Source organism: Ignatzschineria sp. F8392, from assembly GCF_002252045.1.
Taxonomy (GTDB): Bacteria; Pseudomonadota; Gammaproteobacteria; order Cardiobacteriales; family Wohlfahrtiimonadaceae; genus Ignatzschineria.
Genome location: NZ_NEFF01000003.1, coordinates 131,546 through 144,511, shown reverse-complemented (window position 1 = coordinate 144,511; position 12,966 = coordinate 131,546). Strand labels below are relative to the sequence as shown.

The following is a 12,966-nucleotide window of genomic DNA, read 5'->3' as shown; positions in this document are numbered from 1 at the left end:
TGTTGAAGTAGCTATATTTGCCGGCATGCAAATCGTTGAAGCTCGCAGTGGTCATCTCCGGCAGCGTTCAGCCTTTTTTATCTCAATCAATCATTCTTAAGAAAATTCGTGGAGCCGCGGGAGCCGACTATTTCGTTCTTTTAGCCTATGCATGCCCGCGAATTGGTACTTTCAGTGCCGAGGATGATATTGCTGAAGTAGCGATATTTGCCGGCATGCAAATTATGGAAGGATACAATGGTAATCTCCGGCAACTCATCAACCTATGTTATTTCAAAAAAATAAGAAAGTTATTGGCGATAGAAGATCTCCTACTGCCGGCGCGTGATTTGTGAAAGTACGCGATAGTAAGGACCGGCAACGTTCAGCCTTTTTTATCTCAATCAATCATTCTTAAGAAAATTCGTGGAGCCGCGGGAGCCGACTATTTTGTTCTTTTAGCCTATGCATGCCCGCGAATTGGTACTTTCAGTGCCGAGGATGATATTGCTGAAGTAGCGATATTTGCCGGCATGCAAATTATGGAAGGATACAATGGTAATCTCCGGCAACTCATCAACCTATGTTATTTCAAAAAAATAAGAAAGTTATTGGCGATAGAAGATCTCCTACTGCCGGCGCGTGATTTGTGAAAGTACGCGATAGTAAGGACCGGCAACGTTCAGCCTTTTTTATCTCAATCAATCATTCTTAAGAAAATTCGTGGAGCCGCGGGAGCCGACTATTTTGTTCTTTTAGCCTATGCATGCCCGCGAATTGGTACTTTCAGTGCCGAGGATGATATTGCTGAAGTAGCGATATTTGCCGGCATGCAAATTATGGAAGGATACAATGGTAATCTCCGGCAACTCATCAACCTATGTTATTTCAAAAAAATAAGAAAGTTATTGGCGATAGAAGATCTCCTACTGCCGGCGCGTGATTTGTGAAAGTACGCGATAGTAAGGACCGGCAACGTTCAGCTTCTATCTCTGTTACAAACAAGATCAGGGATCTTCTTAGAGGGAGATCCCATTTTTTACGCGAACAATATCTGCAACGATGGCAAGGGCGATCTCTGCCGGTGTTTTACTGCCGATAGGAAGACCGATTGGGGCGTGGATTCGAGCGAGATCATGCTCTTGATAATCGGTGCATTCCCGTAGACGTGCTAAACGATGAGTACTATTGCGTTTTGACCCCATTGCGCCGATATAGAATGCCGGCGTTGCTAAAGCGGCGATCATTGTAAAATCATCAATGCGGGGATCATGTGTTAGTGAAAGAATCGCCGTCTGCTCCGAAGCACCCTCATTTTCAAGATAAGTCGCTGGAAAGGTCTTCAATAGCGTTATCCTTTCAAGCAGAGGAGAGCTCTCTAATTGTCGAAGCTCCTCTTGCCGATCATCGGCTACAATTACCTTAAAGCCTAGTGTCGTGGCAAAATCGATTGTGTAGAGGGCCACGGCGGAGATACCGGCAATAAAGATTCGATTCTCAGCCTCTAAAGGAAGTGTAATTACACCATCGATCTCTTCAATCTGCGAAGAAGCTTCATCAGAGTGATCTGATAATTGTGCCGACTCCCCCAATATAACCCTTTTAATCAGCTTCTCTTTGCCGGTAAAAGCGCGAGACATCGCTTGTAGATAGGCTCGATTTGTAGATGTGGGTGTAAGCCGTTCAAGTAGTACATCGATCGTCCCACCACAGGGAAGCTGTCGATTAGGGCGAAAATGATCACTCATCTCACCATAGATAATGAGCTCACTCTGCTGTTGAAACCAATTTTGCTTAATTTTGGCAAGGAGATCCTCCTCGATACAACCGCCGGAGAGAGAACCCACATATTCCCCCCGACTATTAGCGGCAAAGAGCGCACCCGGAGAGCGCGGTGCAGAGCCATAGGTGCGAAGTACCGTGCAGAGCCAAATTGTCTCTCCTTGAGTAAGCCACATCTCCGCCGTCTCAATGACAAGTAGATCGAGTTGTTTCATTCTCTCCTCCGTGATGATTCCTTTTTGATGATCTGTAGATGGGATCTGATGCCATGATCTTTATAGTAATCTTTATAGTGATCGTTGTAGCGATTGTTATATTATTTTCTACATTCTATAGATGCGAGATTACCTTCTCTCCCATTTATAAAATTATCTTAAAATTACCGATTCACCCGAAGATAGGGCGCTGTATACCATTGATGATCGCCTGGTTTGGTGAGTAGATCTTCCGGGGTGTCGATATCCCAAATAACGCCGGGATCGAAGACGGAGATATTTCGAGTCATCTCCGGTTTTAGCAGCTTTTGTGCGCCTAGATCGCCGGAGAGTTGTGCTAATTCTGGAAAGAGCATCGCTTTAAAGCCAACAGGATGCCCCGGCATATGATCAAAGAGCGGGCGAATAATAGGATGCTCCGACTTTTCAAGATACCCTTTGAGTAGAATCAGTGTCTCTGTTAAGAGATAGGGAAGATCCGCCGGCAGGATAAAGATCCCCTCTAATGCTTTAAAAGGAGCATCATCGGCAAGCAGTAGCGCTTTGGCCGCTAAACCGATACTCTCGCCTAAACCATCACTCTCGATGGTGAGGATCTGGGGATGCAATGAGCGGGCGAGCGCTGTGACTTCCGGCTCTGCATGATTGGTGATAATCGCAATCTCCTCCCCTTTAAAGGCCCCTTTAACACGATTATAGGTGATCGTAAGAAGGGCTTCTTCAAATAGCGGGGGCGATACGAGCAGTTTATGTTGATTACTCTCTGCTTTAAAGCGACGGCTCATGCCGGCAGCCATAATAAAGATACCAATAGCCATAGATAAGACTCCTTTTGCAGAGAGGCGCTCAGCAAAATTGATGATAGCGTTAGATAACCAGATATCACTCACTATCATTAGCGATGATCTAGATAGCTTAAAGTGTAACAAGATGCAATTCAGATGGAGTAAGAGCAAGAAGCAGGCTTCAATGATTAAAGAGAAGAGCACTGCTTAGAGATAGTACATCAATAGCATCAATATAGACTGTAGCCATGTAAGGAACAACCTTTTGGGATGCTAAATTTATAACGAATTGATAAAGGAAGATTAGGTTATTTCTTAAAAGGCTGAATACGCACATTCCCACTATTACGAAAGGAGATGATCGAGAGGATGTTGTTAAGCTTCTTGCTTCAAATTTTATGCTTTTCGCTACTATTTAAATCGAGTATTATCTCTTTTTCCGGATCTTCCTCATTTTCCTCATCTTCCTCTTCTCCTAGTAAAAATGTGGCAATTGCATGAAGATCATAGGGCTTCATTTGAGATGTGCTCTCTTTAATAATTTGTGCCATCGGTCCTGATGCTACCCCTTGTGGGGCAACGCCACTTTGTAGATAGCGCTCTAGATTATCAAGGTTCCATCCCTTTTTAGTTAGCGCTTCTGGTGTGATGTTGGGTGCATCAATGCCATTAAAGCTACCTCCTTCGAGATAGTGATCCCGATCTAGTTGGCCAAATTTTCCTTTCGGTGAGTGGCACATACCACAATAGCTGACGGTATTGACCAGATATTCTCCTCGCTTCCATGATTTTGATGTACCCTTTGAAAGTGTCGGCAATGGCTGACTCTTGAGAAAGAAGAGGTTCCATAGTTTTAAGAGAAGACGTTGGTTGTAGGGGAATCGAATTTTATTTTGAGGCGGCGCACTATTGACTTCAGGAAGCGTCATAAAGTAAGCATAGAGTGCATTACTATCGGTGCGTGTGAGGTTTTGAAAGTAAGGATAGGGCATTGAGGGATAGAGATTTCGTGAGGGGGGTGCGATTCCGTGTGTCATGGCATTGAAAAAGTCACTCTCGCTCCAACGGCCAATTCCAAAGTCTGCAGAGGGGGTAAGATTACTGCCATAAATTGTCCCTATCGGTATATTAATGGGGACTCCACCGGCAAAAGGATGTGCTTTATCTGCTGTGTGACAAGTAGCACAGTTTCCTAGAATAGCTAGATAGCGACCTTGCTCAATATTCGCTTTTGAAGGAAGATAAAATTGTTTTGGCTTAGTAGGCGTACGGTTCTCTTGTAATGTTAAGAGAGTGATTATAATGACTGAAATTAGAGTGAATATAGCTAAAATCCTCAGCCATAATGGTTTCTCTTTTTTTTGAGGCATGATTAACTCCTAGCGCGAGCTCATTCAGTATTGTTAGTTACTGTGAAATATAGTTAATATATTATATATGTTAGAAGCATCTATTGACTAATCAATTTACAATCGTTGCTTGTTTTTTTATACGATTATTGCCTGTGTCAATAATTTACATTAAATATTAATAATATAAAACATATCTTATGTCGTTTCAGTATTATCGACAAGATCGACTAGGATCTAAATAGAGATCGTTAAAGTTTCGTTTTTGAGAAACTCAATTGTTATCTGAAGCATATATAAAGCGTAGATTTCTCCATTGGGATTATGGGAGGCTCGGTGTACACTATGAAGGTCGATAGTTAGGAGTAAAAGAATATGAAAGAGACATTAACAGATCCATTCGGTATAGAAGAGATATTAGGCAACCCCTTGGTGATTAAATATGGGATCGGTTTGGGGATACTATTATTCCTCTTTTTTATCTACTTTATTATTCGTTTTATTGTGCGTAAAAAGCGTTGGACCACCAATGGCATCTTAAGTCACTTTATTTTGGGCGGGGTTTTAGCCTTTGCTGTCTTTGTTCTCTCCCAATATCTGCAGATGGCATTGATCGACTTCCACATCAAGGTGATCACGGCGAAGATGGTTGTGATTGTACAGATGATTCTAATTGGATTAATTCTGATTCAATCGCTCTTCTTTATGGTTAATAGTTTAGAGCGTTCGCAGATTGAGAAGGGGGCGGATAAAACCTCGGCAAAGATCATTACCCGCGTCTTAAAGATTGCAATCTTCTTAGTGGTTCTGCTTCTCTTTGGCGAGCATTTTGGCTTGAGTCTCTCTGGATTGATGACTTTTGGGGGCATTGGTGGCATTGCGATCGGTTTTGCGAGTAAAGATGTCTTAAGTAACTTCTTCTCCGGCGTGATGCTCTTCTTTGAGCGCCCCTTTAATATCGGTGACTGGATCAACTCCCCAGATCGTAAGATTGAAGGGGTTGTTAAAGAGATCGGCTGGCGCAGTACCAAGATTATGACCTTTGATAATCGTCCGCTCTATATTCCTAATGCGCTCTTCTCCTCAATTAGTGTTGAGAACCCCGGGAGAATGACCAATCGCCGGATCAATACGGAGATCGGCCTGCGTTATGAAGATGCCGACAAGATGGATGCGGTGGTGAATGATATCCGAACCATGTTGCAGCAGAATCCTAAGATCGATCTAACGCAGACGCTATTAGTCTACTTTAATGATTTTGGGGAATCTTCCCTCAATATTATGATCTACTGCTTTACCAAGACGGTAAAATGGGCAGAGTGGTTAGAGGCGCAACAAGAGGTCTATCTGAAGATTATTGAGATCGTCCATAAAAATGGTGCTGATTTTGCCGATACGACACAGCTTCTCTATCTTGATAATAATGAGGGCGCGTTGAAAGTTGAGGTGAAGCAACCAGAGATGCCGGCAGCTCCTCTTCCAGAGGCAGATGCAGTAGCGAGCAAGGTTGATAGTACGCCGGCAGCTACGCCAAAATCCTAAAGTGATAAAGCGAGATGATACTCGATAATACTAAAGTCGCTCTTTTCCAGTAAGTGATAACCCCATAAAGTGATTTTATGGGGTTATTTGTTATCTCCCCAAAATCTGCTTCTCAAGGGCTGTATTGCTGTACTGCTATAGTAGTGTAATAGCTTGATATTAAACGCTATTTTTTGAAAAGTGTTTCCTTTTTTCTGCCTTTTGGTCACTTTTTTTAAAAGTCCTCTTTTTCTCTAATCGATTGATTTAACGATATAAATTCTCTTTTCTCCTCTTTTTTGTCCTTAAAATTTGCGAAAAAATGTTGCCGTAATTTTTGAATCGTGATTAAGTGATGGGGTGATCTATAAATGTCTATACAAATAGCGATAAAGTAACGATAAAGTAACGATAAAGAAAATATAAGAAGAGATCACACTATTAAGATGTAACACATTGATTTTAGCGTCTGTTGATGGCGAATTAAATAATAAAGAGAAATCGAAGCGTTCATTTTAGATGGAGTAATAGGAGGAGATAGAAATTGACTAGACAATTTGTGAGGCAATTCGTCAGGCAATTCATTCGGCAATATCGTCATCTGTTGACTAAGCAATATTGTGGATCGCTCTCGATCGATCGAGATTCTCCTTCTGACCTTCTAAATGGATCTTATTGCGGCACTGCAATGTCGCAAATGCATCAAAGTTGTATCGAGATAATGAAATAACCGATAAAAAATCCATAAACAACTAATAGACAACTAATAAACAGCCCATAAACCGTTAATAAACAACTAATAAAACAACAAATATAAATAGATGAGAATGAGGAAAAGAATCGAGATAGGGGCGTGAAGTTATTACACAAATCTCTCGAGCTTCTTAACAATTCTCAATAGAAGGAGAAGAGTATGTCACAAGAATATATCAAGATTGATGGTCATAGTTTAACGTTAGAGGATATTGTCCGTGTTGCGCGGGAAGATGCGCCGATAGAATTGAGTGCATCAGCCATTGAAGAGGTGGAAAAGTCACGTCAATTTGTCGATCAGTTAGTTGAATCGGGCGAAGCTGTTTACGGCATTACCACAGGCTTTGGTAACTTTAGTACTGTCCATATCTCCAAAGAGGAAGCGAAAGATCTGCAGAAGAATCTGATCATTAGCCACTCTTGCGGGATTGGTAACTGCTTTAGCCGTGAAGTGGTGCGTGCGATTATGTTACTGCGCATCAACAATCTTGCCAAAGGTTTCTCTGGCATCCGTTTAAGTACTCTGCAGACGTTGATCGAGATGCTCAATAGAGGCGTTCATCCCAAAATTTATGAGAAGGGCTCTCTCGGCGCAAGTGGCGATCTAGTACCGCTTGCTCATATGGTTCTACCGATGATTGGGGAAGGGGAAGCAGAATATGAGGGTGAGATGCTTGCCGGTCGTGAAGCGATGGCGCGTGCAGGGATTGAGCCGATTGAGCTTACCTCAAAAGAGGGATTAGCGCTCATCAATGGGACACAGGTGATGACTGCGGTCGGCGCTTTAACCGTCTTCGATTCCATCACGCTCCTTAAAGCGAGCGATATCGCCACAAGTTTAACGATTGAAGCGCTCAATGGGATTACCGATCCCTTTATTCCAGAATTGCATGCCCTTCGTCCACATCCCGGACAACAGCGCGTTGCCGCTAATCTTCTCACCCTTTTAGCCGGCAGTGAGCGAACAACACATCAAGGGGATCTGCGCGTTCAAGATGCTTACTCTTTGCGTTGCGCCCCCCAAATTCAAGGTGCAAGTCACGATGCGCTTAACTATGTGCGAGAGCGCGTTGAGATCGAGATCAACTCCGTAACCGATAATCCTATCATTCTGCGTGATAAGGGAATGGGGATCTCCGGCGGCCACTTCCACGGGCAACCGATGGCTCTCGCCTTCGACTTCTTAGGCATTGCTCTTGCAGAGATTGCCAATGTGAGTGAGCGCCGAATTGAGCGTCTTGTGAATCCAGCTCTCAATAATGATCTTCCGGCATTCTTAACAGAGCAGGGGGGATTACACTCCGGCTATATGATTGTGCAATATGCGGCGGCTTCTCTCGTCTCTGAGAATAAGGTCTTAGCACATCCGGCAAGTGTCGATTCGATCCCATCATCTGCCAATCAGGAAGATCACGTCAGTATGGGAACCATTGCGGCACGTAAAGCGCGTGATATCTATCTCAATGCAAAATCTGTTGTAGGAATGGAGATGATGCTCGCATGTCAGGCGATCGATCTCAATCAGCGTGATGCCGGCAAAGCGCTCGGAAAAGGGACGCAAGTTGCCTATGAAGCGATTCGCAAGCAAGTTGCACCTTTAGCGGAAGATCGTATCGCTTATGTTGATATGCATCGTGTGATCGATCTTATTAGTGAGGATTTGATCGCTCAGGTGGAGACAACATTGGGTAAGAAGCTAGATTAATTCTAGCTTTTTCCTCTGAACCTGAATCTGAACCTGAATCAGATTCAGAACATCCATTTAAATTCGACTTAAATTTAATTAAGAGATCGCCGAATGCAGATAACCAGTGGCATCGGCACTCTTTTGTCGCATAAGGAGAAAAGTATCGATCGAGAGAAAATATAAATAGATAGCAATTCCAATAAATTCAACCAATTTCATATGTAAAAAAATTATAATAATCGAACGCTTTTCGAAGCGAAATGAAAATTTAAGGAGGGGGAGAATATGGAAATTTTATTAAATCCAGTTCTTATTTCAGTAGTTTTGATGATTGTTCTCTGTTTGATTAACGTTAATATTCTATTAGCGATTATGATCTCTGCAATCGTCGGTGGTTTAGTCGGTGGATTCGATATCAGTAAGACGATGGATCTGATCGTCTCAGGAATGGGAGGGCAGGCGAATACCGCCTTGAGTTACGTCTTGCTCGGTGCGCTTGCCGGAGGTATTGCCCAAACAGGCTTGACCACCATTTTATCCAATAAGATGGAGCGAGTCGTTGGAAAGCGCGGTAAGATCTTCTTACTGATTTTAGCGGGTGTTGCGTGTCTTTCTCAAAACGTGATTCCGGTCCATATCGCCTTTATCCCCATTTTGATTCCGCCACTTTTGAAGATGATGAATGATCTTAAGATGGATCGCCGGGCGGCAGCTTGCTGTTTAACTTTTGGGCTTAAAGCTCCTTATGTTGCATTACCCCTTGGTTTTGGGCTTATCTTCCACGGTGTTGTTGCCGAGAATATGACGCTCAATGGGATGGAAGTGGCCAATACCGAAGTGTGGAAATATGTTTGGATTCCCGCATTGAGTATGGTGGTCGGCTTATTGATCGCGATCTTTATCAGCTATCGTAAAAAGCGTAATTATAAAAATCTTCCCATTATTGCTTCAAAAGAGTCGGCATTAGCCGTGACGGATCACTTCACGCTACAACATCTCGGCGCGATTTTAGGGGCGCTCAGTGCCTTTGTTGTACAGCTCTGGACAGGTTCATTACCGTTAGGTGCATTGATCGGTTTAGGGGTTATGGTGCTCTTTAAAGCGATTCCATTTAAAGCGCAAGATAGTGCGATTTTAGATGGGGTAAGATTGATGGGTTTTATCGCCTTTGTGATGTTAATCGCATCGGGTTATGCGCATCTTTTAAGAGAGACCGGTGGAGTTGATCATATCGTTCAGGTCTCTAAAGATCTTGTAGGCGGTAGCCAATTCTGGGGCGCTGCGATGATGTTGATTGTTGGATTATTAGTCACCATGGGGATTGGAACCTCATTTGGGACAATTCCGATCATTGCCACTATCTACGTTCCCTTTAGTATCGCGTTAGGATTCTCTGTAGAAGCAACAACGATGCTGATTGTCGTTGCCGCAGCACTCGGCGATGCCGGCTCACCTGCGTCAGATTCTACCTTAGGTCCTACTGCCGGATTGAATGCCGATGGTCAACATAACCATATCTGGGATACCTGTGTACCTACATTTTTACACTACAATATTCCCCTAATTATCGCGGGATTAGCAGGTGTGATGTTCTTTATGTAGAAAGTATCATTACCAAAGAGCAATAAAAGAGCCTTAGCAATGTGATCAATTTAAAAGTCACCTGCTAAGGCTTTTCTGTTTGAAGATTTATTTTATAGTATTGATGGCAGCGCCGGCTGAAGACCAATCTTAAAGACCAATCCTAAAGATCGCTACTCATGATCAGATCCTAACTATAGTGAGAATCGATCGGCTCTCCCTCATCATCTTTAGCATAGAGCAGATAGATCAATACCAAAAGAAGGACCAATGCCGGGAAGAAGAGCATCTTCTCATTAAAGTGCGCGGTAGCAATGGTGCCGATAAATCCGCCGAGGGCAAAGCCGGCAATCACATAGAAGAAGATCAAGCTCTTGATCAATGCATGAAGGCGCCCGACTAGCGTTAGCATTAAAAAGTTAAAAGCCTCCTGCAACACCGGCGTAATAGCGACATTACCGTAGGTCATGCCATCCACTTTATGAAAGGCATTTCCCTGCATGCCGGCAATAAAGGAGATAATAAGGCAGATATGGGTAATGGTGAGGTAGCCATCTAAAATGCCGGTCCCTAAGATCGTCAGAAGCAATACCTCAAAAGAGAGAATCACAAAAGCCCAAGTCTTCCGGCGCTCCTCTTCCAGATAGGCGATAAACGCAGTTGTCATCGAGCCCAATCCAAAAGCGATCCCAACCCAGATAATCCGCCTAAACTGCTCCCAATCGCCCGTTGCCGCACTATCTCCAAGGAGAATAAAGTTTCCCGATTGCAGTGTGCTAAATGCCTTAATTTTATGGTAGGTATATCCATTTAAACAGCCCGCAATCAGCGCCAAAATAAACGCCATCATCGGCGATTCCACCACCGGCGTCTTTGGCGTTCTAATGGGGTTGAGTATCTTTTCAAAACGCATCTTCAGTGCCATCCTCTATCAAATAGGCAAGATCGAAAATCGACCGCGCCGGCAATCTCTATTAAAAGACCATATCAGATTATGATTGCCATTATATCGGATTTAATAGATCCCAATAATTGATCATCGATAGTATCGGCAGTTTGTCTTGAGCTTAATTGATAGAGGGCATTGTTTTTAATACTTCAGCAAGCCTTTGAGCAAAGAGAAGAATCTCTTCCTCTGTATTGAATCTACCGATACCGATACGAATCGCGCTCTGGATTCGTTCTTCAGAAAGACCTAATGCTTCAAGAACATAAGATGATTGAATGACGCCGGCGTTACAGGCTGAACCGGTAGAAATTGCAAAATCAGGCTGCAATTTTTGGACAACAAGATCATTAGAATAGCCCAATAGAGAGATATTAAGATTTCCGGGATGTCGGTGTTGCATCGATCCATTAATCGCAAAAGAGATACCTTCTTGATGAAGCGCACTAATTAGAAGGGTTCTTAGGTTTTCTAGTTTTATCTTTTCTGATTCCCGCAAGTAATCCATTTTAGCGATAGCAAGACCCATCGCATCACATAAGTGGGGAGAGATAGTACCTGAGCGGAGATTTTCCTGTTGCAAGCCACCATGAATAAGAGGGGTAGGCTTCATTGTTAACATTGAGTCGACGATTAATACACCAACGCCAATCGGTGCATATATCTTATGCCCTGAGATGCTGAGTAGATCAATATTGCTTTCAATAATATCAATTTTTTCATATCCAGCTTGTGCAGCATCGACATGAAATATTGCGCCAAATTTTCGGCAGAGAGCTCCTATTTTTGATATCGGTTGAATAGTTCCAATCTCATTATTCACGGCCATTACTGAAACCATAAGAACATCTTCTGAAAGCATTGCTTCTAATGTATATAGATCGATTATTCCATCTTCATTAACTGGGATAATCTCTACTTCATAATTAAATAGTTCTTTTGCAAACTGTACTGTATTTAAAACACATTTATGTTCAATTGCTGAAATTAATATTTTTTTTCTGTTATTAGAACTTAATACAGCAGATTGAATCGTCCCCATAATCGCATGATTATTAGCCTCACTTGCTCCTGATGTAATGACAATATCGTTAGGAAGGGCATTGTAGATAGTTGCGATATTTTCTTTCGTCTCTTCATATATTTTATTAGCTTTCCAACCAAAAGCATGATTAGAAGAGGGGTTTGCGATAGACCGATCTAATAGTAAGGCATTGATTCGCTCGATTATTTCAGGGTCGCAAGGGGTCGTTGCATTGTTATCTAGATAGATCATGATTCATAACCTTTTGCTGTATAAATAACTAAAATTACAGAAAAGTAATTTTTTTTAATGTAATATTGAGTTTCTGGAACGGAGTTCCAGAAAAGAGACATTTAGTAATTTTGCTATGATTTTGATTTTAGAACGGGTAGTTTCAATGTTAAGAATACCTCAACAAGATGTAAAGCGCCCTATATTTTCAGGGCATGAAACCTTTCCTATGCGTTACGGATGGCTTAAAAAAAGCTTTGATGCATTGAAAAATGCGGAAGAACGAGGAGAGAATGCAAAAGATGTTTTTTCTGCAAATGAAGCAATTGCACAATTTGGGGTAGGAAAAAATATGGTCGGCTCTATGCGACATTGGTGCAATGTTTCAGGATTAGTCGATGATAATGTATTAACTGATTTTGCAAAAGAGATTTTTGACGATAATGGTTTTGATCCCTTTTTAGAAAATCCTATGACGTTATGGATTTTGCATTATACACTCGCAACTAATCCGCAATTAGTAACCTATTATTGGTATTTTAATATTAATAACTCTTTGAATTTAGATCGTAAAACATTACAAAATGAGGTTGTTAATTATTGTAATAAAGAAGGATATACGGTTCCTTCAGCAACAACATTGAAACGTGATGTTGAGTGTATTATTCGTCTCTATATGTATCGAGCTTCGCAAAATACAGATAATGCGGTTGAATCTCCTTTAACTGAATTAAGCTTGATTGTTCCTATTCATAAGCAAGGTTTCTTTGCGAGTAATCGAGGTGCAAAACCAACATTGCCGGCAGTACTTTTCTGGTCTGCTGTTTTCCAGTGTTGGAAGGTTCGTTATGAGAATCAAAAAACTTTAAGTTTGAGTGTTTTAGCATATGAGCCATTAAGTCCAGGTCGAGTATTCCTGTTAGATGAGAATAGTATTGTCAGTTATATCTATGAAACTTCAGATCTTTTTAAAGATCAGGTTGAGTGGTCAGAGACTGCGGGACTACGCCAATTGGCACTAAAAGGGAGAACTCAATTAGAGCATTTGATTGAGAAGTGTGATGAGCTAGTAAGGGAAGTATATAGAGATGGAATCTAAGAACTTTTTTAATA

General features: G+C 42.0%; 10 protein-coding genes. 5 read left to right on the top strand and 5 right to left on the bottom strand.

Going from position 1 to position 12,966, the window contains the following annotated elements; genetic code table 11:
• Positions 1-17 precede the first annotated feature (17 nt).
• On the top strand, positions 18-335 hold the full coding sequence (locus B9T19_RS06575; RefSeq protein WP_094567818.1) for a hypothetical protein: 318 nt from the start codon (positions 18-20) through the stop codon (positions 333-335).
• 663 nt (positions 336-998) lie between these two features.
• Here B9T19_RS06575 and B9T19_RS06570 read toward each other — a convergent pair.
• The 3 genes from B9T19_RS06570 to B9T19_RS06560 form a co-directional block, all read right to left on the bottom strand.
• A complete protein-coding gene (locus tag B9T19_RS06570) occupies positions 999-1,976 on the bottom strand; it encodes an XdhC family protein (RefSeq protein WP_094567816.1) in 978 nt (325 codons plus the stop codon).
• Positions 1,977-2,140: 164 nt separating this feature from the next.
• On the bottom strand, positions 2,141-2,794 hold the full coding sequence (locus B9T19_RS06565) for an NTP transferase domain-containing protein (protein ID WP_158214369.1): 654 nt from the start codon (positions 2,792-2,794) through the stop codon (positions 2,141-2,143).
• A gap of 356 nt (positions 2,795-3,150) precedes the next feature.
• A complete protein-coding gene (locus tag B9T19_RS06560) occupies positions 3,151-4,131 on the bottom strand; it encodes a cytochrome c (protein ID WP_094567813.1) in 981 nt (326 codons plus the stop codon).
• A 354-nt stretch (positions 4,132-4,485) separates the two neighbouring features.
• Between B9T19_RS06560 and B9T19_RS06555 the strand changes: the two genes are divergently transcribed.
• From B9T19_RS06555 to B9T19_RS06545, 3 genes are all read left to right on the top strand, one after another.
• Positions 4,486-5,652: a mechanosensitive ion channel family protein gene (locus tag B9T19_RS06555; RefSeq protein ID WP_094567812.1), complete on the top strand. Its 1,167-nt coding sequence runs from the start codon at positions 4,486-4,488 to the stop codon at positions 5,650-5,652.
• An 892-nt stretch (positions 5,653-6,544) separates the two neighbouring features.
• A complete protein-coding gene (gene hutH / locus B9T19_RS06550) occupies positions 6,545-8,089 on the top strand; it encodes a histidine ammonia-lyase (protein WP_094567811.1) in 1,545 nt (514 codons plus the stop codon).
• Between the two features lie 267 nt (positions 8,090-8,356).
• On the top strand, positions 8,357-9,673 hold the full coding sequence (locus tag B9T19_RS06545) for a Na+/H+ antiporter family protein (RefSeq protein ID WP_094567810.1): 1,317 nt from the start codon (positions 8,357-8,359) through the stop codon (positions 9,671-9,673).
• A 169-nt stretch (positions 9,674-9,842) separates the two neighbouring features.
• On the opposite strand, the gene B9T19_RS06540 is transcribed toward B9T19_RS06545, so the two are convergent.
• Complete coding sequence (locus B9T19_RS06540; protein ID WP_094567958.1) at positions 9,843-10,565, bottom strand: YoaK family protein; 723 nt, start codon at positions 10,563-10,565, stop codon at positions 9,843-9,845.
• A 154-nt stretch (positions 10,566-10,719) separates the two neighbouring features.
• Positions 10,720-11,874 (bottom strand): cysteine desulfurase family protein, encoded by a 1,155-nt coding sequence (locus B9T19_RS06535; RefSeq protein WP_094567809.1) that lies wholly within the window; start codon positions 11,872-11,874, stop codon positions 10,720-10,722.
• 145 nt (positions 11,875-12,019) lie between these two features.
• Here B9T19_RS06535 and B9T19_RS06530 point away from each other — a divergent pair, with 145 nt between their 5' ends.
• Entirely contained in the window at positions 12,020-12,952 is a 933-nt protein-coding gene (locus tag B9T19_RS06530; RefSeq protein ID WP_157953537.1) for a DUF4007 family protein, read from the top strand.
• Positions 12,953-12,966 lie beyond the last annotated feature (14 nt).

Coding starts and splice junctions, on each gene's coding strand:
- hutH (WP_094567811.1), top strand. CDS start 6,545: ATGTCACAAGAATATATCAAGATTGATGGTCATAGTTTAACGTTAGAG.
- B9T19_RS06530 (WP_157953537.1), top strand. CDS start 12,020: ATGTTAAGAATACCTCAACAAGATGTAAAGCGCCCTATATTTTCAGGG.
- B9T19_RS06560 (WP_094567813.1), bottom strand. CDS start 4,131: ATGCCTCAAAAAAAAGAGAAACCATTATGGCTGAGGATTTTAGCTATA.
- B9T19_RS06545 (WP_094567810.1), top strand. CDS start 8,357: ATGGAAATTTTATTAAATCCAGTTCTTATTTCAGTAGTTTTGATGATT.
- B9T19_RS06555 (WP_094567812.1), top strand. CDS start 4,486: ATGAAAGAGACATTAACAGATCCATTCGGTATAGAAGAGATATTAGGC.
- B9T19_RS06565 (WP_158214369.1), bottom strand. CDS start 2,794: ATGGCTATTGGTATCTTTATTATGGCTGCCGGCATGAGCCGTCGCTTT.
- B9T19_RS06535 (WP_094567809.1), bottom strand. CDS start 11,874: ATGATCTATCTAGATAACAATGCAACGACCCCTTGCGACCCTGAAATA.
- B9T19_RS06570 (WP_094567816.1), bottom strand. CDS start 1,976: ATGAAACAACTCGATCTACTTGTCATTGAGACGGCGGAGATGTGGCTT.
- B9T19_RS06540 (WP_094567958.1), bottom strand. CDS start 10,565: ATGCGTTTTGAAAAGATACTCAACCCCATTAGAACGCCAAAGACGCCG.